The organism is Stenotrophomonas sp. AC248, assembly GCF_979258185.1.
Window position 1 is genome coordinate 2,675,703 of the sequence record NZ_OZ409840.1, and the last position, 18,623, is coordinate 2,694,325.

Sequence of the window (18,623 nt, forward strand, 5' to 3'; positions counted from 1 at the left end):
GGCGGCAGGGACGTCGCCGGGCAAACGTCGAATCTAGCACCGGCCGTCCGGGTCGGAATGGGCCGAAAGCACTGGCGTGCCGCCGCAGGCGCGAGCCGGCGCGCCGTTACTCCAGCGAGCGCGGGGTGCTGGTGAAGGTGTGCAGGCGGTCGCCGTAGAACATGAAGAACAGCTGCAGGGTCATCGGGTGGGTGGCGGTGCCGCCCCTGGCCTGCGGATCGTCGGCCAGGCACTCGGTGATGTCCGAGCCGGCGGGAACCGCGTCGCACTGCAGGGTCAGCTGATGGCGCGCGGCAAACCGCTCGACCGCTGCGCGGGAGCCGCCGTCCAGCGCGGCAGCCTGCACCTGTTCGCGCCAGAAGGTCTCGCGTGCCTGCAGGTTGCTGCCCGCACGGAATTCATCCAGCAGGCCGCTGTACCACAGCAGCAGCGCGCCCAGGACGACCAGCACCAGATATGCCATTCCCTTGCCCATGTTTCCTCCCGGTGCCGCAGCCTGCATCCGGTTCCGTACCGGGCTGCCGGCCACGGTAAGATGACGCTGCAGCCTCGTCAATGGACGCTCCGTGCGCACACTCCACGCCCTTCGTTACATCACGCCCCTTCGTGAGGGCGGCTCCCTGCCCGCTGTTGTCGAAACCGATGACGACGGCATGGTGGTGCTCAAGTTTCGCGGCGCCGGGCAAGGCCCCAAGGCGCTGATCGCCGAGCTGATCGCCGGTGAAATGGCGCGCAGCGTCGGCCTGCCGATCCCGGAAATCATGTTCGTCGAACTCGACCGCGAGTTCGCCCGCACCGAGCCCGACCCGGAGATCCAGGACCTGATCCGCGCCAGCGAGGGCGTCAACCTCGGCAGCGATTATCTGCCCGGCGCCATCAACTACGACCCGGCGGCCATGCCGGTGGATGCTGATCTGGCCTCGCGGATCGTGTGGTTCGACGCGCTTACCAGCAACGTCGACCGCACCGCGCGCAATCCGAACCTGATGGTGTGGCACCGCAAGCTGTATCTGATCGACCACGGTGCGGCGATGTACTTCCACCACGACTGGGCCAACGCCGGCGAGGCCTGCGAAAAGCCGTTCGTGCTGATCCGCGACCATGTGCTGCTGCCGTTCGCCACGCAGATCGCCGAGGTGGACGCGGCGTTGGCCGCGTTGCTGCCCGATGCCGAAATCGAGCGCATCGTCGGCCTGGTGCCGGACAGCTGGCTGGTCGACGAACCCACCTTCGACAGCCCGGCGCAGTATCGCCAGGCGTATATCGACTATCTCAAGCGCCGCCTGCAGGTGCGTGCCGTCTTCGTCCAGGAGGCCGTCCGTGCCCACGCTGCATACGTATGACTACGCGGTGATCCGCGTGGTGCCGCGGGTTGAACGCGAAGAGTTCATCAACGTCGGGGTGATCGTGTCGTGCCCGGGGGCCAAGCACCTGGAAGCGGCGATCGAGATCGACCCGGCGCGGATGCACGCATTCGCCCCGTCCCTGGACATGGACGCCCTGCAGCCGTGGCTGGATGCCATCGTGGCCATCTGCCGCGGCGACGCGAACGCCGGCCCGATCGCACAGCTCCCGGCCCGGGCGCGCTTCCACTTTCTCACCGCCAAGCGCAGCTCGGTGGTGCAGATGTCGAGCACGCACGTAGGCCGCACCGCCGACCCGGCCGGCGTGGTGGCGCACCTGCTGACCAAAATGGTGCGGGTACCGTAAGGCCGGATTCCAGAGGTTGATGCACGCGGGCGTTGATCCTCGCGTAGAGCCGGGCTCTGCCCGGCTGCCTCTGGGACGCGTAGAGCCGGGTTCTACCCGGCTGCCTCTGGGACACGTAGAGCCGGGTGCTACCCGGCCAGGACAATCGATGCGACTCACAGATCCCAGGTTGCACACGCGCGCAGGTGATCAGGCGTCATCGTATCCAGGACCCACGCACCGCGCCTGACCGCGTTGCACACGCCCCCGCCCGCCCAGCAGCGCACATGCAGCAGCCGCTGCCAGCATCAATGCCGCTGCAGCGGAATGCCCCGCCGCGTACCCGTACTGGAATGCGCTGCCGCCGCCATCGGTGCCCAGCGACTGTGCCGTCGTCAGCACCGCCTGCATGCCGCGCCACAGAAGCACTCCCCCGGCAGACAGGAAAACGAACGGCACCACACTGCGAAACAGGGTCATGGCGGATCCATCGCATTGATCAGGGCCTCCATCGTAGTGGATCTTTCCGTCGGTTCGGCTGTCACTTCGGCAGCGCGTATGCCACCACCCGGGTGGCAGTTACCCCGCTGGCGCAGGGGCTACTTCGGGGCGGGCCCAGCCCAGCGGCTGGTGACCAGGCTGCGGATACGCATGCGAAGCGTGTTGCTTCTGGTGGGTCCGAGATGTCGAGCACGCACGTAGGTCGCACATCTGACCCAGCGCGCGGGGGGCGCACCTGCTAACGAGGTCGGTGCGGGAACCGTAACGCCGGAATGCAGGCGCTGATGCACCCGTAGAGCCAGGTTCTACCTGGCTGCCCTTGCAGCTGCGAATAAGAGCAACAGCGGCCGGGCAGAGCCCGGCGCTACGGGGGTGCGCGTAGAGCCGGGTTCTACCCGGCTGCTCTTGGCGGTGCAGCGAAGAGCAACAGCGGCCGGGCAGAGCCCGGCGCCACGGGGGTGCGCGTAGAGACGGGTTCTACCCGGCTGCTCTTGGCGGTGCAGCGAAGAGCAACAGCGGCCGGGCAGAGCCCGGCGCCACGGGGGTGCGCGTAGAGACGGGTTCTACCCGGCTGCTCTTGGCGGTGCAGCGAAGAGCAACAGCGGCCGGGCAGAGCCCGGCGCTACGGGGGTGCGCGTAGAGCCGGGTTTTACCCGGCTGCTCTTGATGCTGCAGCGAAGAACAACAGCGGCCGGGCAGAGCCCGGCGCTACCCGGTTGGCCAGCGGCACCAGGCGAAGGGGTACTCGCCGACCGCCGTCGCCAATCCGGCGCGCACCGGGTTGGCAAGAATGTAATTCGCCTCGGCCAGCCACTGGCGTTCGTCGCGTTGAAGTTGATCGTAGTAGCCTGGCTGCCAGATCGCGCCTTGCGTGCCGTTGCGCTGATTGATCGCCTTGGCGGCCCGCGATTTGGTGGTGCGCACGATGGTGGCCAACGTACTGCTGCGCAAGGTAAACATCCAGTGCACGTGGTCCGGCATGACCACCCAGGCCATGGATCGCGTGCGGCCTTCATGATCCGACGCTTGCATCCAGCGGATCATTTCATCCGCGTTGGCAGCAACGGCGAAGAGACGTTGGCGACGTGCGGTGACCGTGGTGACGACGTAGCAGTGCCCTTGGCAGGAGAATCTTCCACGTTGCAATGCGGGGCTGGCCATGGCGGCATCGTGCGACAGTCCAGCGCCATGTTGCAGCGGCCAATACCGTGCCCGCATGTAGGATAAATGCGCCGCGCCCGTAGAGCCGGGTTCTACCCGGCTGCCTTTGCCGCCGCAGCGAAGTGCAACAGCGGCCGGGCAGAGCCCGGCGCTACGGGATCACAGGCGTTGATCCCCGCGTAGAGCCGGGTTCTACCCGGCTGTCCTTGCCTCAATCTCAGGGGCTTTGCCGCGTCACGCCCACGGTGATGTCGAACGCGGGAATCCGCGCCCACTTCTCCCGGGGGTAATGCAACGACTCCACGCCCATGCCGATTTCGTAGCTGACGCTGTCCATGCCTGCGCGCCAGACGTACGGCGCACCGCTGCTCCAGCCGCAGCATGCATAGCGGAGCAGAGGCAGGCCGAACGTGTCGTGCAGGTAGGTCTCCACCTGCGCCGCGGACGCGCCACTGACCCGATACCGGGCCGTCATCGGCTTGATGTAGGACGCGTCATCCTGCTCACAGCCCAGATACTCGAGGGTGTCCGGCTTGCGCCCCAGGGCCTGCAGGAAATCCTGGCAGTGCGTGTCCGGTGCGGCCAGGCCCGCACGGCGGCCGTGCGCGTCCCAATCGGCCACTGCCTCGTCCCCTGTCTGCGTGCCCGCCATCGCCGGAGCGGAAACCGCCAACAGGCACCACAGGGATACCGGCAGCAACCGCCCGGCGCAGGTCATGCTCATCGTCGGTCAGTGCACAGGGGCTATTTCGGGGCGGGCCCAGCCCAGCGGCTGGTGAGCTGGCTGCGGATCGGCGTGCGCAGGGTGTTGCTTTGGGTGGGATCGAAGCGCATGGCCTTGATCGCATCGACCGCCCAGCCGGCATGTGCGCCCGCCGGTTTGGCGTCGATGACCTGCACGTCGGCGGTACCGCCATCGGGGGTGATCGTGTAGGCCACGGTGACCTCTTCGGCGTAGGCCACCCGCTTGGGGTCGACGGTCAGGGGCGGGGTGAACGTGCCGGGCGCCGGGGTCCAGTATTTGAGACCTTCGGCAGGCGTGAGCTCCAGCGGGGCCCGGTCTGCGGCCAGCGCCGCGGGGGGCAGCGCCAACGCAAGCGCGAGTACGGTGGTACGCAACAGCGTCACGTGCATGATCGTCCTTGTCTACCCTGGGTGGGGAATCCCCATCCTACCCGCTTGGGCGGGGTGGCCGCATCGTTGCCGATGCGCCCACCCCGCCCTCGATTACTTCGGCAGCGCGTAGGCAATCACGTAATCGCCTGCCGGGGTTTCCATGAAGTGATGGCCGCCGGCCATGATCACCACATACTGGCGCCCACCGAAGGCATAGATCATCGGGTTGGCCTGGCCAGCCTGCCGGCAGCTTGGCGTGCCAGAGTTCCTTGCCGGTCTTCAGGTCGATGGCGCGCAGCAGGTCGTCGGTGGCCGCGGCGATGAAGATCAGGCCGCTGGCGGTGACCACCGAGCCGCCGTTGTTGGGCGTGCCGATCTCAATCGGCAGACCCGAGCGGATGCCGAACGGGCCGTTGCCGCGGGCACTGCCGAACGGACGGTCCCACAGGGTCTTGCCGGTGCGCATGTCCACCGCGCGGATGCCACCGTAGGGCGGCTGCTTGCACAGCAGCTTGGTGAACGGAAGGCGCCAGCCGGCGTTGACGTCGATCGCGTACGGCGTACCGGTCTGCGGGTCCCCTGCCCCTTCGGCGCCGCCCTTGTCGGCCCGCACGTCTTCGCGCGGCACCCAGCCCAGCTTGTCGGCGGTGGCACGCGGCACCAGCAGGTTGTAGTTGGGCATGTCGTTGTAGTTGGCCACGATCACGCCACGACGCGGATCCACGGCCACGCTGCCCCAGTCCGAGCCGCCGTTGTAGCCGGGGTACTCGATGGAATGCCGGTCGGCGGTGGGCGGCGTGTAGAAGCCCTCATAGCTCGCCTTGCGGAACTGGATGCGGCACACCAGCTGGTCGATCGGGGTGATGCCCCACATGTCGCGCTCGGTGAGGTCCGGCTTGCGCAGCGTGTGGTACAGCGAGAACAGCTGCGTGGGCGAACGCTGCTCGGGCTCCACGCCGCCGGTGGGTACCTTGCGTTCTTCGGCCGGGGTGAGCAGCTGGCCGGTGCGGCGGTCGAGCACGTACATGTCGCCCTGCTTGGTCGGCAGCAGGATCGCCGGCACCTTGCCAGCGGCGGTCGGGTAATCGACCAGCGTGGCCTGCGAGCCCATGTCGTAGTCCCACACATCCTTGCGCACCGCCTGGAAATGCCAGACCGGCTTGCCGGTGTTGACGTCGATGGCAACCAGCGAGGTGGCGTACTTGTTCTGGTTCTCGGTACGCGACCCGCTCCAGTAGTCGCCCGCCGAATTGCCCATCGGCAGGTACACCAGGCCCAGCTGGTCATCGCCGGTGGCGGTGGTCCACATGTTGGGGGTACCGCGCGTGTAGGTCTTGCCCTGCGCCGGCAGGCCGGTCAGTTCGGGCTGGTCCATGTCCCAGGCCCAGCGCAGCTTGCCGGTGATGGCGTCGTAGGCCTGGATCACGCCGGACGGTGCGTCGCGACGCTGGCCGTCCAGCACCTGGTGGCCGGTCACGATCACGCCCTGCACGATCGCCGGCGGCGAGGTGATCGACACATACCCGGCCGGGCTGTCGCCCATGCCCAGGGTGATGTCGACCTGGCCGTTGTTGCCGAAGCCCGCGCACGGCTTGCCGGTGGCCGCGTCCACGGCGATCAGGCGGCCATCCAGGGTGCCTTCGATGATGCGCGCCGAACAGGCGCTGCGCGGCAGCTGGGTCAGCACCGGCACCTGCGACTGCCCCGAGGCGAGGTCGGCGGCCACATCGGCATCGGCGGCCTGCTGCGCGGTTGCCGGTACTTCGTAGTACGACACGCCACGGCAGGCCGCGGTGTAGGGAATCGATTTGTCCTTGATCTTGGGGTCGAAGCGCCAGCGCTCGGTGCCGTCGGCGGCGTTGAGCGCCACCAGCTGGTTGCGCGCGGTGCACAGGTACAGCGTGTCCCCCACCTTCAGCGGCGTGGTTTCAGCGCCCCATCGCTTCTGCGGCAGATCGCCGGTACGGAACAGCCATGCCTGTTCGAGCTTGGCCACGTTGTCCGGGGTGATCTGCTGCAGTGGCGAGAAGCGCGTGGCCGCGTTGTTGCGACCGTACGCGGCCCAGTCGTCGTCGCCCGGTTTGTCGGCGGGCTGCAGCGGTGCGTCGGCGGTAGGTGCCAGGCCGGTGCTGGTCATCGCCTCGGGGAAGCTGCCGCTGGCCGCGGTGACCCCATGCGGCACGAACGCCAGCGCGAAGGCGGCCACGAACACCAGCGCCAGCACGCCGGCAATGCTGCGCGAGAGCCGCCGCGAGAACGGTCGGTCCAGCGTCGGCAGCAGCAGCGACAGCACCAGGCCGATGCCAACGATCAGGCCCAGCCGCGGCACCCAGCGCCAGTAGTCGCTGCCCGACTCCCACCACGTCCACAGCAAGGTGCCCACGAACACCGCACCGAACCACAGCGCACCGGCGCGCCGGTTGCCCCACAGCAGCACGCCGGCCACCAGCAGGCCGACACCGGCCAGCACGTAGTACCAGGAGCCGCCGAGGCTGGCCAGCCATGCACCCAGCCCGCCCAGCACCAGGCCGAGCACTATCAGCACGAGGGACAACACGGTCACCAGCGCATGGCGCGGGCGCCGGGCGGTGGACGAAGGATCGGGGCGTGCGGCGCGGGGGGCGGCGGACATCGTGGTCTCCATGCGGCGTGGCGCGAACGGGGTCCGGCCACTGGTGGACTGCCATCGCGGACGCGAATGTCCGCTGGTTCGGGAGCCGTTATCCCACCGTCGCCGTGAAGTACATGCGTTCTTTCAGCGGGCCGCCACGATAGGCAAGGTGCCGCCCCGGACAGGTGCAGAAACGACGACGCCGGCACAAGGCCGGCGTCGTCGTGGTACTGCCTGTCAGCGCGATCAGCCCTGCGGGGTCTGCTCGTCGGTGGCGGCAGGCGCTGCCGCAGCAGCCTCCCCGGCAACCGGCACCACGTCCACCAGTTCGTCGTCACCGATCGACGCATCCATGCGTTCAACCGCCTGCAGCTTCTCGTCCTTGGACAGACGGATCAGCGTGACGCCCTGGGTGTTGCGGCCGACGCGGCTGATTTCCGAACCACGGGTACGCACCAGGGTGCCGCCATCGGAGATCAGCAGCACTTCATCGGCTGCGCCCATCAGCACCGCGCTGACCAGCTTGCCGTTGCGCTCGGTGGTCTGGATGCCGATGACACCCTGGGTGCCGCGGCCCTTGCGCGGGTAATCCGGCAGCGGGGTGCGCTTGCCGTAGCCGTTCTCGGTGGCGGTCAGGATGTACATGCCGTCGTCGTCGCCGACCTCGATCACGGCATCGCCGTTCTCGATCACGGTTTCTTCGACGGTGGCGTCGTCCTCGTTCTCGTCCTCGTTGCCGCCGGCACTCTCGGCCACGATCAGGCTCACGACCTCTTCGCCCTTGGGCATCTTGATGCCGCGCACGCCGGTGGCGGTACGGCCCATCGAGCGGACCTTGTCCTCACCGAAGCGCACGGTCTTGCCGTTGGACGCGAACAGCAGGATGTCGCGCTCACCGTCGGTCAGGCCAACGCCCACCAGCGCATCGCCTTCATCGAGGTTGATCGCGATCTTGCCGCGCGCCAGACGGAAGGCGAACTCGCTGAGCGGGGTCTTCTTGACCGTACCGTTGCGGGTGGCGAAGAACACGAACTGGCGTTCGGCGTACTCGCGCACCGGCAGCACGGCCTGCACCCGCTCACCGGGTTCCAGCGGAATCCAGTTGATGATCGGGCGGCCACGCGCGTTGGAACCGGCTTCGGGCAACTGGTGCACCGGCAGCCAGAACACCTTGCCCGCGCTGGTGAAGGTCAACAGCGTGTCGTGCGTGTTGACCAGCCACAGCTGCTCGATGAAATCCTCTTCCTTGGTCGACGCCGCGCTGCGGCCACGGCCGCCACGACGCTGGGCGCGGTAGGCGCTGACCGGCTGGCGCTTGACGTAACCGGCATGCGACAGGGTGACCACCACGTCTTCCGGGGCGATCAGGTCGAGGATGTCCAGGTCTTCTTCGCTGTGGCGGATCTCGGTGCGGCGTTCGTCGCCGAACTCGGTACGCACGTTGATCAGCTCTTCGCGGATGACCTGCAGCAGGCGGTCCGGATCTTCCAGGATGTGGATCAGCCCGGCGATGGTTTCCAGCAGCAGCTTGTACTCTTCGGTCAGGCGGTCCTGCTCCAGCCCGGTCAGGCGGTGCAGGCGCATTTCCAGGATCTGGGTGGCCTGGATCTCGGTCAGCTGGTAGCCGCCGGTGATCAGGCCCACGCCCTTGGGCAGGTCTTCCGGACGCGAGGTTTCCGCACCGGCAGCGCCCAGCATCGACCCGACCAGGCCCGGCTCCCACAAGCGCGCCAGCATGCGCTCGCGTGCTTCACCGGGGTTGGGCGAGGTCTTGATCAGTTCGATCATCTCGTCGATGTTGGCCAGCGCAACGGTCAGGCCTTCCAGCACATGGGCACGGGCGCGCGCCTTGCGCAGCTCGTACACGGTGCGGCGGGTGACCACTTCGCGGCGATGGCGCACGAACGCCTCGAGCATCTGCTTGAGGTTCATCAACTGCGGGCGGCCATCGACCAGCGCCACCATGTTGATGCCGAACACCGACTCCATCTGGGTCTGCTGGTAGAGGTTGTTCAACACAACTTCCGCCGACTCGCCACGCTTGATCTCGATGAAGATGCGCATGCCGTCCTTGTCGGACTCATCGCGCAGTTCGCTGATGCCTTCGAGCTTCTTTTCCTTGACCAGCTCGGCGATCTTTTCGATCAACCGGGCCTTGTTCACCTGGTACGGGATCTCGGTGACGATGATCGATTCGCGGCCGTTGTCGGCCACTTCGATGTCCGCCTTGGCGCGGATGCGCACCCGGCCACGCCCGGTCCGGTAACCGGCGACGATGCCGGCGGTACCGTTGATGATGCCCGCAGTCGGGAAGTCCGGACCCGGGATGTACTCCATCAGGCCGTCGACGTCGATCTCGGGGTTGTCGATCAGCGCGATGCAGGCGTTGATGGACTCGGTGAGGTTGTGCGGCGGAATGTTGGTCGCCATGCCCACCGCGATACCGGCCGAACCGTTGACCAGCAGGTTCGGGAACCGGGTCGGCATGACCGTCGGCTCCAGTTCCTTTTCGTCGTAGTTGGGCTGGAAATCGACGGTTTCCTTGTCCAGGTCAGCCATCAGCTCATGGGTGAGCTTGGACATGCGGGCTTCGGTGTAACGCATGGCGGCGGCGGAGTCGCCGTCGACCGAACCGAAGTTACCCTGGCCATCAACCAGCATGTAGCGCAGCGAGAACGGCTGTGCCAGACGCACCAGCGTGTCGTACACCGACTGATCGCCATGCGGGTGGTACTTACCGATGACGTCACCGACGATACGGGCCGACTTGAAGTAAGGCTTGTTGCTGTGCGCGTTCAACTCGCTCATCGCGAACAGCACGCGGCGATGCACCGGCTTGAGGCCATCGCGCGCATCCGGGAGGGCGCGGCCCACGATCACGCTCATCGCGTAATCGAGGTAACTCTTGCGCATCTCGTCTTCCAGGTTGACCTGGATGATTTCCTTGGCGGTTTCTGCCATTCGGGTTCCGTTGTCTGGGAGCGGTCCAGTCCGTCGCGCCCGCCCTTTCGGGGCGGTCGCGTCGGAATCTCGATTAACCGTTGAAGTCTAGCACAACGGGCCGTTTTCCGCCTGCTTTTACGGGCGTTTTACCGGCAAGAATCAGGAACTTACGGGGGCGTTGCGGGTGCGGGCGGGGTTCGACCGGGAAAGCCGTACCGACCAACGGTCGGTACCTACCCGGGAGGGGCCAGGCCACCCCACCCCGAACCGGCACGCCACCCACCCCGATCCGGTAGGCCACGACCGTTGGTCGTGGCATGGGGCCACCGTTCGTGGCGCGCGCGACCGCACGCCACACCGGTAATCAGCCGAACGCGGCCTGCATGTTGGTCACGGTCGGATTCAGGATCACCCCGCGCTCGGTCACGATGGCATCGATCAGGCTGCCCGGGGTGACATCGAACACCGGGTTCCAGGCGGCGATGCCTTCGGCCACGGTGCGCGTGCCCCCTACCCCGTACAGTTCGCCCGGATCGCGCTGCTCGATCTCGATCTGCTCGCCGTCGGCGGTGTCCATGTCCACCGTGGAGGACGGCGCCACCACCATGAACTTGACCCCGTGGTGGCGGGCGGCGATGGCCAGCTGGTAGGTGCCGATCTTGTTGGCGGTGTCACCGTTGGCGCAGATGCGGTCGGCGCCGACGATCACCCACTGCACCGCACCGGTCTTCATCAGGTGCGAGGCGGCCGAATCGGCGATCAGGGTGGCGTCGATGCCGTCCTGCTGCAGCTCCCACACAGTCAGGCGCGCGCCCTGCAGCCACGGCCGGGTTTCGCCGGCGAAGACCTTGGCGATGCGGTGCTGGGCCATGCCGGCGCGGATCACGCCCAGCGCGGTACCGAACCCGGCGGTGGCCAGCGAACCGGTATTGCAGTGGGTGAGCACGCCACTGCCGGCCTCGATCAGGCCCGCGCCGAGCGCGCCCATGTGGCGGTTGGCAGCCAGGTCTTCATCGGCGATGGCCTGGGCCTCGGTGGCCAGTACCTGCTGCCAGTCGGCACCGGCCGGGGCCAGCGCGCGGCGCATGCGGGCCAGCGCCCAGGCCAGGTTCACTGCGGTCGGGCGGGACGCGTTGAGCCGCTGCAGGGCCGGTTCCAGCTTGGCCAGCGCCTGCGCGCCATCGTCGGCCTGCACCCCGGCGGCGGCCAGCACCACGCCCCAGGCGGCGGCAATGCCGATCGCCGGCGCGCCACGCACGGTGAGCGCATGGATGGCCTCGGCCACGGCGTCACTGTCGCGGCATTCCACATGCTCCACCACGAACGGCAGCTTGCGCTGGTCGAGCAGTTGCAGGGTATCGCCGGTCCACAGGATCGGGCGGATATGGTCGTAACGGGCGTAGTCGATGTCGGTGGATGCGTTCATCGCATCATTGTAGCGGCGCAGGGCGAAGCCGCCAAAGCGCGGCTCAGTTGACCTGGAATTCGGCCCGGCAGCCGTTGTCCACCCACACCCCGCGCGCATCCCAGCCCCACCCGCGGCCTTCCTCGCAGGGGCTGCCGGACAACTGCTTGGACAGGCGCGCGCCCTTGCCGATGGTGGCCCCGCAGAAACGACGCTGGCGCGACTTGGATTCGCACACCAGCGTGCGCGGCGCATCCAGGAAACCGGAGCCGTCGGCGGCCCCTACTTCGAAGTCGCCCTGGCAGCCGCGGGTCACCCACACTTCGTTGCGCCGCACGCCCCAACTGTGGTTCTCGCGGCACGGCATCGCCGACAGCTGGCGCAGCAGGCGGACCGGTGCGCCCTGCAGTGCCACCGGACAACTCTGCGGACGGCCATTGGATTCGCAGCGCAGCACGCGGCGCACCTGGCGCGCGGGGCCGGTAGAGGCGCCGCCTGCCGGTCGGCTACGGAATTCGGCACGGCAGCCCAGCGTGACCCACACGCCGGAACGATCGGTGCCCCATTCGGTGCCGCGGATGCAGCTGCTGTCGGACAACTGGCGTATCAGGTCCACGCCATTGGCCACGGGCATGTCGCAATGCACCCATTCCATGTCACGCGATTGGCAGCGCACCACCTGCGCTTCGTACCCGGTCTGGTCGGCCATTGCCATGGCCGGCAGCACGCTGCTGCACAGCACCAGCGTCCACCACGTCCACGTCCAGCGCGGCGCGCTCCATGATGGCAGTTCGGCAACTTCCCACAGCTTCATCAACCCTTTCCCCGCCGCAACTGAACGATCACGCGCCTACCTTCGGGCATGCGCTGTGATCAGAGCATCATCGTGCAGGTCGCGCAAGACGTACACGCGACAATCACGCACATTGTGCGTTCAGGCGTGGGCGAAATCGATCGCCAGTACATCGGCAATCCGCGTGGTGCGGTTCATCGCCATCAACAGGCGGTCCACCCCGACCGCAACGCCGGCGCAATCGGGCAGGTCCGGCAAGGCCTGCAGCAAGGGCTCGTCCAGCGGCGGCAGCACAGCGCCACGCGCCGCACGCACGGCGTGGTCGCGGGTGAAGCGCGCGCGTTGTTCAGCGGCGTCGTTCAGCTCGTGATAGCCGTTGGCCAGTTCCACCGCGCCCAGGTACAGCTCGAAGCGCTCGGCCAGCGGCGGCGTGCCCGGGCGGATACGCGCCAGCGCGGCCTGGCTGGCCGGCCAGTCGTGTACGACGGTCATGCTGTCGTCATCGAACGTGGGCTGGATGCAATGGGTCATCAGCAGGTCCAGCCAGTCGTCGCGGGTGAGGCCCTCGGCATCGATGCGGACCGACGCGAGCGGCGCCTGCAACTGCTCCAGCGGCGCGTCGAACGGGTCAACGCCGAGGTGCTGCTGGTACAGGCTGCGGTAGTCGACCACGCGCAGATCGGCGGTGCGCTGCACCAGGCCGAGTGCGGCGCGGACCAGCGCAACGGTTTCCTCGATCAGCCGGTGGTGGTCCCAGCCCACCCGGTACCACTCCAGCATGGTGAACTCGGGGTTGTGGCGGCCACCGGCTTCGCCATTGCGGAACACCCGCCCGAGTTCGTAGCAGTCGCCCACGCCGGCGGCGAGCAGGCGCTTGAGCGGGTACTCCGGCGAGGTGCGCAACCAGCGCTGCGGGCTGCCGGCGTCAACGTGGCCACTGAAGCGGGTGTGGAAGCTGTCGATGTTCGGCTCGGTGTTGCCGGCCGCCGACAGGATCGGCGTTTCCACTTCCAGCACATCGCGGGCGGCGAAGAACGCACGGATCAACGCGTTCAGCGCGGCACGCTGGCGCAGCGCGGCGATCATGCGCGCGCGTCCTTCAGCCGCTGCGCGAGTGGCAGGGTGAGCAGGTCGCGGGTGTCGTCGACGTAGCCGGTGGCCAGGTACAGCCGCCGCGCCAGTTCGTTGTGGTGGTTCACTTCCAGCCGCATGCGCGCCACCCCGCGCGCATTGGCGCGCTGTTCCAGGATGGCCAGCGCCTGCTTGCCGCGCCCACGCCCGCGCGCGGCATGGCGCAGGTACAGCTCGTCGAGCAGCGCGAAATGACCGCCCTGCTCCAGGCTGAAGCCCATCGCCAGCGCCGCATAGCCGACCACGCTGCCCGCCTCGTCAAACCACAGCAGCACTTCGCCGTTGCGGGGGTCTTCCAGCAGCGCGGCCAGCGCGACGCGGACCCGCGCATCGTCGAAGTCCAGCTGGTCTTCGGCGTAGAACTCGCGCATCAGCCCGATCAGCAGGTCGGTGTCGGCCACGGTGGCCAGGCGGAAGTCGAGGACGGCAGTGTGCATGGGGTTCTCCGGTGATGCGGGACGGCGGGGCACAGCGGCCCCGCCGTGGGTTCAGTGCTGCGCCAGGAACGCAACCAGGCGGTCTTCGTCCCACACCTCGATGCCCAGTTCCCCGGCCTTGGCCAGCTTGGACCCGGCTTCGGTGCCGGCCACCACGAAGGCGGTCTTCTTGGACACGCTGCCCGACACCTTGGCGCCCAGCGCTTCCAGCCGCGCCTTGGCCTCGTCACGGGTCATCTGCGACAGCGTGCCGGTCAGCACCACGGTCTGACCGTCCAGCGGGCCGGCCACCTGCTCGGTCTGTTCCGGCGCGCGGGTCAGCAGCGTGTGGCGATACGCATCGGCCTTGAGCAGCATCTGCGCATGGCCGTCGCGGTCGAGCCAGTCGGCCAGGCCAAGCGCCACTTCGTTGGGCAGGCCGGCCGCCACGAAACGCACCGGCTCGGCGTCCACCAGCGCGGCCGCATCGGGCAGCGCGGCGGTGAGCTTTTCGGCGCGCAGGCGGGTGATGCCGGGAATTTCCGCCTCTACCAGCACCTGGGCGAAATCCAGGCCGTCGCGCAGCTTCGCCGACGGCGCGTGGGTATCGCCGATCCGCACCTGGCCCACCTGCAGCAGCGCGTCGATGGCGTCCTGGTTGCCGGACTGCTCGAAGAAGTGGCCGAGCGAGCGCGCCACTTCCCCGCCGATGTCCGGCACGCGCTTGAACAACGGCCACGGCAGGTGGCGGATCAGCTCCAGGTCGCCGAACCAGGTGGACAGCCCCTTGGAGGTGTTCTCCCCGACGTTTTCGATCCCCAGCGCGAACAGCAGGCGTTCCAGCGTGGTGTCGCGGCTGGCGTCGATCGCCGCGATCAGGTTGTCGGCCCAGCGGGTGGCGATCTTCTTGGTGTTCCAGGCAAAAGCGGCCGGCATCGCCAGCGCCTTGGCACGCCAGCCGGCGTCGTTGCCATCGAGCTGCAGGATGGCGCGCAGGTAGTCGCCGCTGCCCTCCGGCGGCAGGTGCAGGCCGATCTGCGCCGCAAGGGCCTCGGGCGTTTCAGCGTCCAGCACCAGCTTCAGGTGCAGCAGCTGGTCGCGGGTGAGCCGGTACAGGTCGGCCACGCCGCGCACGATGCCGGCGTCGACCAGGGTTTCGATGTACTTGCCGCCCAGGCCGTCGATGTCCATGGCGCGGCGCGAGGCGAAGTGCGCGATGGCTTCCTTGCGCTGCGCCGGGCAGCTCAGTTCGCCCGAGCAACGCCACACGGCTTCGCCCTCTTCGCGCACGATCTCCGACCCGCACACCGGGCACTGCGCCGGCATCTGCCAGGGCGTTGTGCCGGCCGGACGGCGTTCGGCGATGACGCTGACCACTTCGGGAATCACATCGCCGGCGCGGCGCACGATCACCGTGTCGCCCACGCGCACGTCAAGGCGCTGGATCTGGTCGGCGTTGTGCAGGGTGGCATTGGAGACGATCACCCCCGCCACGGCCACCGGATTCAGGCGCGCCACCGGGGTGGCGGCGCCGGTGCGGCCGATCTGGATCTCGATCGCCTCCACCGTGGTGGTCTGTTCCTGCGCGGGGAATTTGTGCGCGATCGCCCAGCGTGGCGCGCGCGACACGAACCCCATGGTTTCCTGCCCGGCGCGGTCGTCCAGCTTGTAGACCACGCCGTCGATGTCGAAGGCCAGCCCGTCGCGGCGCTCGCCGATGTCACGGTAATAGGCCAACAGGCCTGCGCTGCCCTCCACCACCTGGCACAGGTCGCTGACCGGGAAGCCCCACGCGCGCAGTTGCGCCAGCGTGGCCGAATGGGTGGGGGGCAGTTCACCGCCCTCTACCTGCCCGGTGCCGTAGGCGTAGAAGCTGAGCTTGCGCCGGGCGCTCATCTTCGGGTCCAGCTGGCGCAGCGAACCGGCCGCGGCGTTGCGCGGGTTGGCCAGCACCTTGCCGTCGTGCAGGCGCGCCTGCGCGTTGTAGGCCTCGAAATCGGCGCGCGCCATGTACACCTCGCCGCGCACTTCCAGCACGTCCGGCCAGCCGGCGCCCTGCAGCACCTGCGGAATCACCGCGATCTGGCGCAGGTTGGCGCTGACGTCCTCACCGGTGCTGCCATCGCCACGGGTGGCGCCCTGCACGAAGCGCCCGTCTTCGTAGCGCAGGCTGATGGCCAGGCCATCGAGCTTGGGTTCGGCGGAGAAGTACAGCGCATCGCGGCGCAGGCGCTCGCTGATGCGGCGCACGAAATCCTGCACTTCCTCGTCGCTGAAGGCATTGCCCAGCGACAGCATCGGCACGGCATGGCGCACTTCGGCAAACCGCGACGAGGCCTTGCCGCCCACGCGCTGGGTGGGGGAATCGGCAACGGCCAGTTCCGGGTGAGCCAGCTCCAGTGCTTCCAGCTCGCGCACCAGGCGGTCGTACTCCGCATCCGGAATCAGCTGCTCGTCGCGCTCGTGGTAGGCCGTGCCGGCATCGTCGATCTGGCGGCGCAGTGCCTCGGCACGTTCAGCGGGGCTGGGGCTCATCCGGGAGGGATCCTGAAAGGGCTGTTGATTTTATGGCCTGCCGTGCCCGGCAGCCACCCCGCAGCGGTGCCGCGTGGCTATTGCCGGCAACCCGGCACAGGGTTAGCGTGCGCCAAGTCCCTATCTGCAGGTGTTCCGTGACCGTTGCCGCCCCTTCCCGCCGTTCGTTCCTGCAGTTGGCCGGCACCGGCCTGGCCTTGTCCGGGCTGGGCGTGTCGACCGTGTCGGCCGCCTCGCCGCGTGCCAGCGCTGTCGGCGGCCCGGTGCTGCTGAACTTCAACGAATGCCCGTATGGCCCGGCGCCGGTGGCGCAGGCGGCCGCGCGCGAGATCGTGGCCGGCAGCGGGCGCTATCTGTTCGCGCTGGCCGGTGAGCTGCGCGACCTGTTCGCCAGCCAGGAAGGCATCGGCAAGGACCACGTGCGGCTGTACCCGGGCTCCAGCGAGCCGCTCAACCGCGCCGCGATCCTGTGGACGTCGGCAAGCGCCGGGCTGGTGGTGGCCGACCCCACCTTCGAAGCGCTGGGCGACCTGGCCGCCGCGCGCGGCGCCACCGTCGCCAAGGTTCCGCTGCGCGAGGACGGCGCGCATGACGTACGCGCGATGGCGGCTGCAGCCGCGCGGATCAACGCCGGCCTGCTGTACCTGTGCAATCCGAACAATCCCACCGGGTCGATCACCCCGGCCGCCGACATCGCCTGGCTGCTGGCCAACAAGCCCCGGCAGACGCGGGTGCTGGTTGACGAGGCCTACCTGCAGTACAGCGAGCAGCGCTCGGTGATCGGCCAGGTGATGCAGCGCGACGATGTGATCGTGCTGCGGACGTTTTCCAAGCTGTACGGCATGGCCGGCTTGCGCCTGGGCGTTGCCGCCGCACACCCGGACCGGCTGCGCGAGCTGGCCAGCCTGGGCGACAACCCACTGCCGGTCACCGCGCTTGCGGCAGGCCTGGCCAGCCTGCGGGCGCCGGGCCTGGTGGCGCAGCGCAAAGCGGAGAACACGCAGGTGCGGCAGGCCACCGTGGCCTGGCTGGCCGCGCGCGGATTTTCCTGTGTGCCGACCGAAGCGAACTGCTTCGTGGTGGACGTCAAGCGCGATGGCAGCGCGTTCGCGGCGGCCATGGCCGAGCACGGCGTGGTGATCGGCCGCAGCTGGCCGATCTGGCCGCAGCGGGTGCGGGTAACGGTGGGCACGGCGGCAGAGATGGCGCGGTTCCGCGACGCGTTCGCGGCGATAACCGGGTAGAGCCGACCGTGGGTCGGCTGCTCTTGTTTCGGCCGACCGTGGGTCGGCTGCTCTTCGTTCCGGGTATGCGTGGTTGCCGGCCAGCGGCCGGCACTACCGCAAAGGGCATCGACCAACGGTCGATACCCACCGCCCATCGTGCGTCGCGCCGCAAAGGGCATCGACCAACGGTCGATACCTACCACCCCATCGCGCGTCGCGCCGCAAAGGGCATCGACCAACGGTCGATACCTACCGCCCCATCGCGCGTCGCGCCGCAATCTGCATCGACCAACGGTCGATGCCTGCCGGGTGGGCGTTACCAGCGCGGGGCTTTCGTGAGCGGCGGGGCCTGGTGCTGGCGGTCGTAGGCGCGCAGTTCGTCGCGGATGTGCGCGATGCGCTGGCGGCCCAGGGCGTTGCGGCTGTCGTCCAGCACCACGCCGTCGAGCAGTTCGCCCATGCGCTGCACGGTCGGCAGCATCTTCTCCCACGCGTCCAGCGCGGTCAGCGGCGCCGGCAGGGTGAGGAAGAAGGCGATCGCCGGGGTTTCCATCTCGCGGATGTTGGCCATGTCGAAGCTGCCCGGCTTCATGATGCTGGCCATCGAGAAGATTGGGCCGCGCTCGGGGTGACCCTCGACCAGGCGGTGGAACACGTTCATGTGGCCAAACACCAGGCCGGTCTTTTCAGCGGCCACCACGATGTCTTCGCCCCGCAGCTGTTCACCGGCGCGGGCGGCCACAAACAACGACACGATCTTGTCGAAATCCTGGCTGGCGCGCTTGCCCAGGTCGCTGGCGGCAGCGTCGACGTCGGGCAGGCCCAGTTCGGGTTGGGTCACGCCGTCGTCGCCGGTACCGCCGGCGACGGCATCGCTGCCCTCGCCTTCGCCCAGGCTGGGCTCACGGCGCGCGCCCGTGCCGCTCTCGGCGGTGTCGACGCGGCGACCCTGCGATTTTTTCTTCGGACGGCCAAACAGGAAGATCGCGGCGATCAACAGCAGGCCGGCGGCCAGGATGCCGATGCGGAGCAGTGCCATGTCGGACATTCGGTGGGGGTCTCCGGCTAAATACGTTCAGGTACTAAGGATGGCACG

15 protein-coding genes and 1 pseudogene are annotated in these 18,623 nt (G+C 68.3%); 3 read left to right on the forward strand and 13 right to left on the reverse strand.

The window, feature by feature from the left end:
- Positions 1 to 106 precede the first annotated feature (106 nt).
- A complete protein-coding gene (locus ACZ0AE_RS12230; protein WP_185753481.1) occupies positions 107 to 475 on the reverse strand; it encodes a hypothetical protein in 369 nt (122 codons plus the stop codon).
- Positions 476 to 566: 91 nt separating this feature from the next.
- Between ACZ0AE_RS12230 and ACZ0AE_RS12235 the strand changes: the two genes are divergently transcribed.
- Both ACZ0AE_RS12235 and ACZ0AE_RS12240 read left to right on the forward strand, forming a co-directional pair.
- Positions 567 to 1,343 (forward strand): HipA family kinase, encoded by a 777-nt coding sequence (locus ACZ0AE_RS12235; protein ID WP_038687686.1) that lies wholly within the window; start codon positions 567 to 569, stop codon positions 1,341 to 1,343.
- A complete protein-coding gene (locus ACZ0AE_RS12240; RefSeq protein WP_463601264.1) occupies positions 1,321 to 1,710 on the forward strand; it encodes a DUF3037 domain-containing protein in 390 nt (129 codons plus the stop codon). Before ACZ0AE_RS12235 ends, ACZ0AE_RS12240 begins: the two co-directional genes overlap by 23 nt.
- 189 nt (positions 1,711 to 1,899) lie before the next feature.
- Here ACZ0AE_RS12240 and ACZ0AE_RS12245 read toward each other — a convergent pair whose 3' ends face one another.
- The 11 genes and pseudogenes from ACZ0AE_RS12245 to ligA all read right to left on the reverse strand — a co-directional run bounded on the left by ACZ0AE_RS12245 (position 1,900) and on the right by ligA (position 16,301).
- Entirely contained in the window at positions 1,900 to 2,169 is a 270-nt protein-coding gene (locus tag ACZ0AE_RS12245; RefSeq protein ID WP_038687682.1) for a hypothetical protein, read from the reverse strand.
- 729 nt (positions 2,170 to 2,898) lie between these two features.
- Positions 2,899 to 3,351 carry an REP-associated tyrosine transposase gene (locus tag ACZ0AE_RS12250; protein ID WP_463601265.1) on the reverse strand — a complete coding sequence of 151 codons (453 nt, stop codon included), beginning with the start codon at positions 3,349 to 3,351 and terminating at the stop codon, positions 2,899 to 2,901.
- Between the two features lie 217 nt (positions 3,352 to 3,568).
- The gene (locus ACZ0AE_RS12255; protein WP_463601266.1) at positions 3,569 to 4,075 is read right to left on the reverse strand and encodes a DUF4952 domain-containing protein; all 507 of its coding nucleotides are present in this window, start codon (positions 4,073 to 4,075) and stop codon (positions 3,569 to 3,571) included.
- Between the two features lie 20 nt (positions 4,076 to 4,095).
- Entirely contained in the window at positions 4,096 to 4,479 is a 384-nt protein-coding gene (locus ACZ0AE_RS12260) for an energy transducer TonB (protein ID WP_463601267.1), read from the reverse strand.
- A 99-nt stretch (positions 4,480 to 4,578) separates the two neighbouring features.
- Positions 4,579 to 7,099 (reverse strand): annotated as a pseudogene (locus tag ACZ0AE_RS12265) (membrane-bound PQQ-dependent dehydrogenase, glucose/quinate/shikimate family).
- A 225-nt stretch (positions 7,100 to 7,324) separates the two neighbouring features.
- Complete coding sequence (gene gyrA, locus ACZ0AE_RS12270; RefSeq protein WP_463601268.1) at positions 7,325 to 10,039, reverse strand: DNA gyrase subunit A; 2,715 nt, start codon at positions 10,037 to 10,039, stop codon at positions 7,325 to 7,327.
- A 346-nt stretch (positions 10,040 to 10,385) separates the two neighbouring features.
- The gene (mtnA, locus tag ACZ0AE_RS12275) at positions 10,386 to 11,447 is read right to left on the reverse strand and encodes an S-methyl-5-thioribose-1-phosphate isomerase (RefSeq protein ID WP_038687670.1); all 1,062 of its coding nucleotides are present in this window, start codon (positions 11,445 to 11,447) and stop codon (positions 10,386 to 10,388) included.
- Between the two features lie 43 nt (positions 11,448 to 11,490).
- Positions 11,491 to 12,141 carry a DUF3011 domain-containing protein gene (locus ACZ0AE_RS12280; RefSeq protein ID WP_463602093.1) on the reverse strand — a complete coding sequence of 217 codons (651 nt, stop codon included), beginning with the start codon at positions 12,139 to 12,141 and terminating at the stop codon, positions 11,491 to 11,493.
- Between the two features lie 219 nt (positions 12,142 to 12,360).
- Complete coding sequence (gene epmA, locus ACZ0AE_RS12285) at positions 12,361 to 13,305, reverse strand: EF-P lysine aminoacylase EpmA (protein WP_463601269.1); 945 nt, start codon at positions 13,303 to 13,305, stop codon at positions 12,361 to 12,363.
- Positions 13,302 to 13,787, reverse strand: a complete 486-nt coding sequence (locus ACZ0AE_RS12290) for a GNAT family N-acetyltransferase (protein ID WP_463601270.1) — start codon at positions 13,785 to 13,787, stop codon at positions 13,302 to 13,304. Before ACZ0AE_RS12290 ends, epmA begins: the two co-directional genes overlap by 4 nt.
- A gap of 51 nt (positions 13,788 to 13,838) precedes the next feature.
- A complete protein-coding gene (ligA, locus tag ACZ0AE_RS12295; RefSeq protein ID WP_463601271.1) occupies positions 13,839 to 16,301 on the reverse strand; it encodes an NAD-dependent DNA ligase LigA in 2,463 nt (820 codons plus the stop codon).
- A 137-nt stretch (positions 16,302 to 16,438) separates the two neighbouring features.
- On the opposite strand from ligA, the gene ACZ0AE_RS12300 reads away from it, so the two are divergent.
- On the forward strand, positions 16,439 to 17,545 hold the full coding sequence (locus ACZ0AE_RS12300) for a pyridoxal phosphate-dependent aminotransferase (RefSeq protein ID WP_463601272.1): 1,107 nt from the start codon (positions 16,439 to 16,441) through the stop codon (positions 17,543 to 17,545).
- 298 nt (positions 17,546 to 17,843) lie between these two features.
- Here the strand turns inward: ACZ0AE_RS12300 and zipA are convergent, their stop codons facing one another.
- On the reverse strand, positions 17,844 to 18,575 hold the full coding sequence (gene zipA, locus ACZ0AE_RS12305; RefSeq protein ID WP_038687661.1) for a cell division protein ZipA: 732 nt from the start codon (positions 18,573 to 18,575) through the stop codon (positions 17,844 to 17,846).
- Positions 18,576 to 18,623: the final 48 nt, after the last annotated feature.

Excerpts from the sequence above, each read along its gene's own strand:
- ACZ0AE_RS12280 (WP_463602093.1), bottom strand. The coding sequence starts at position 12,141 with ATGGCAATGGCCGACCAGACCGGGTACGAAGCGCAGGTGGTGCGCTGC.
- epmA (WP_463601269.1), bottom strand. The coding sequence starts at position 13,305 with ATGATCGCCGCGCTGCGCCAGCGTGCCGCGCTGAACGCGTTGATCCGT.
- gyrA (WP_463601268.1), bottom strand. The coding sequence starts at position 10,039 with ATGGCAGAAACCGCCAAGGAAATCATCCAGGTCAACCTGGAAGACGAG.
- ACZ0AE_RS12255 (WP_463601266.1), bottom strand. The coding sequence starts at position 4,075 with ATGAGCATGACCTGCGCCGGGCGGTTGCTGCCGGTATCCCTGTGGTGC.
- ligA (WP_463601271.1), bottom strand. The coding sequence starts at position 16,301 with ATGAGCCCCAGCCCCGCTGAACGTGCCGAGGCACTGCGCCGCCAGATC.
- mtnA (WP_038687670.1), bottom strand. The coding sequence starts at position 11,447 with ATGAACGCATCCACCGACATCGACTACGCCCGTTACGACCATATCCGC.
- ACZ0AE_RS12290 (WP_463601270.1), bottom strand. The coding sequence starts at position 13,787 with ATGCACACTGCCGTCCTCGACTTCCGCCTGGCCACCGTGGCCGACACC.
- zipA (WP_038687661.1), bottom strand. The coding sequence starts at position 18,575 with ATGTCCGACATGGCACTGCTCCGCATCGGCATCCTGGCCGCCGGCCTG.
- ACZ0AE_RS12230 (WP_185753481.1), bottom strand. The coding sequence starts at position 475 with ATGGGCAAGGGAATGGCATATCTGGTGCTGGTCGTCCTGGGCGCGCTG.
- ACZ0AE_RS12245 (WP_038687682.1), bottom strand. The coding sequence starts at position 2,169 with ATGACCCTGTTTCGCAGTGTGGTGCCGTTCGTTTTCCTGTCTGCCGGG.
- ACZ0AE_RS12250 (WP_463601265.1), bottom strand. The coding sequence starts at position 3,351 with ATGGCCAGCCCCGCATTGCAACGTGGAAGATTCTCCTGCCAAGGGCAC.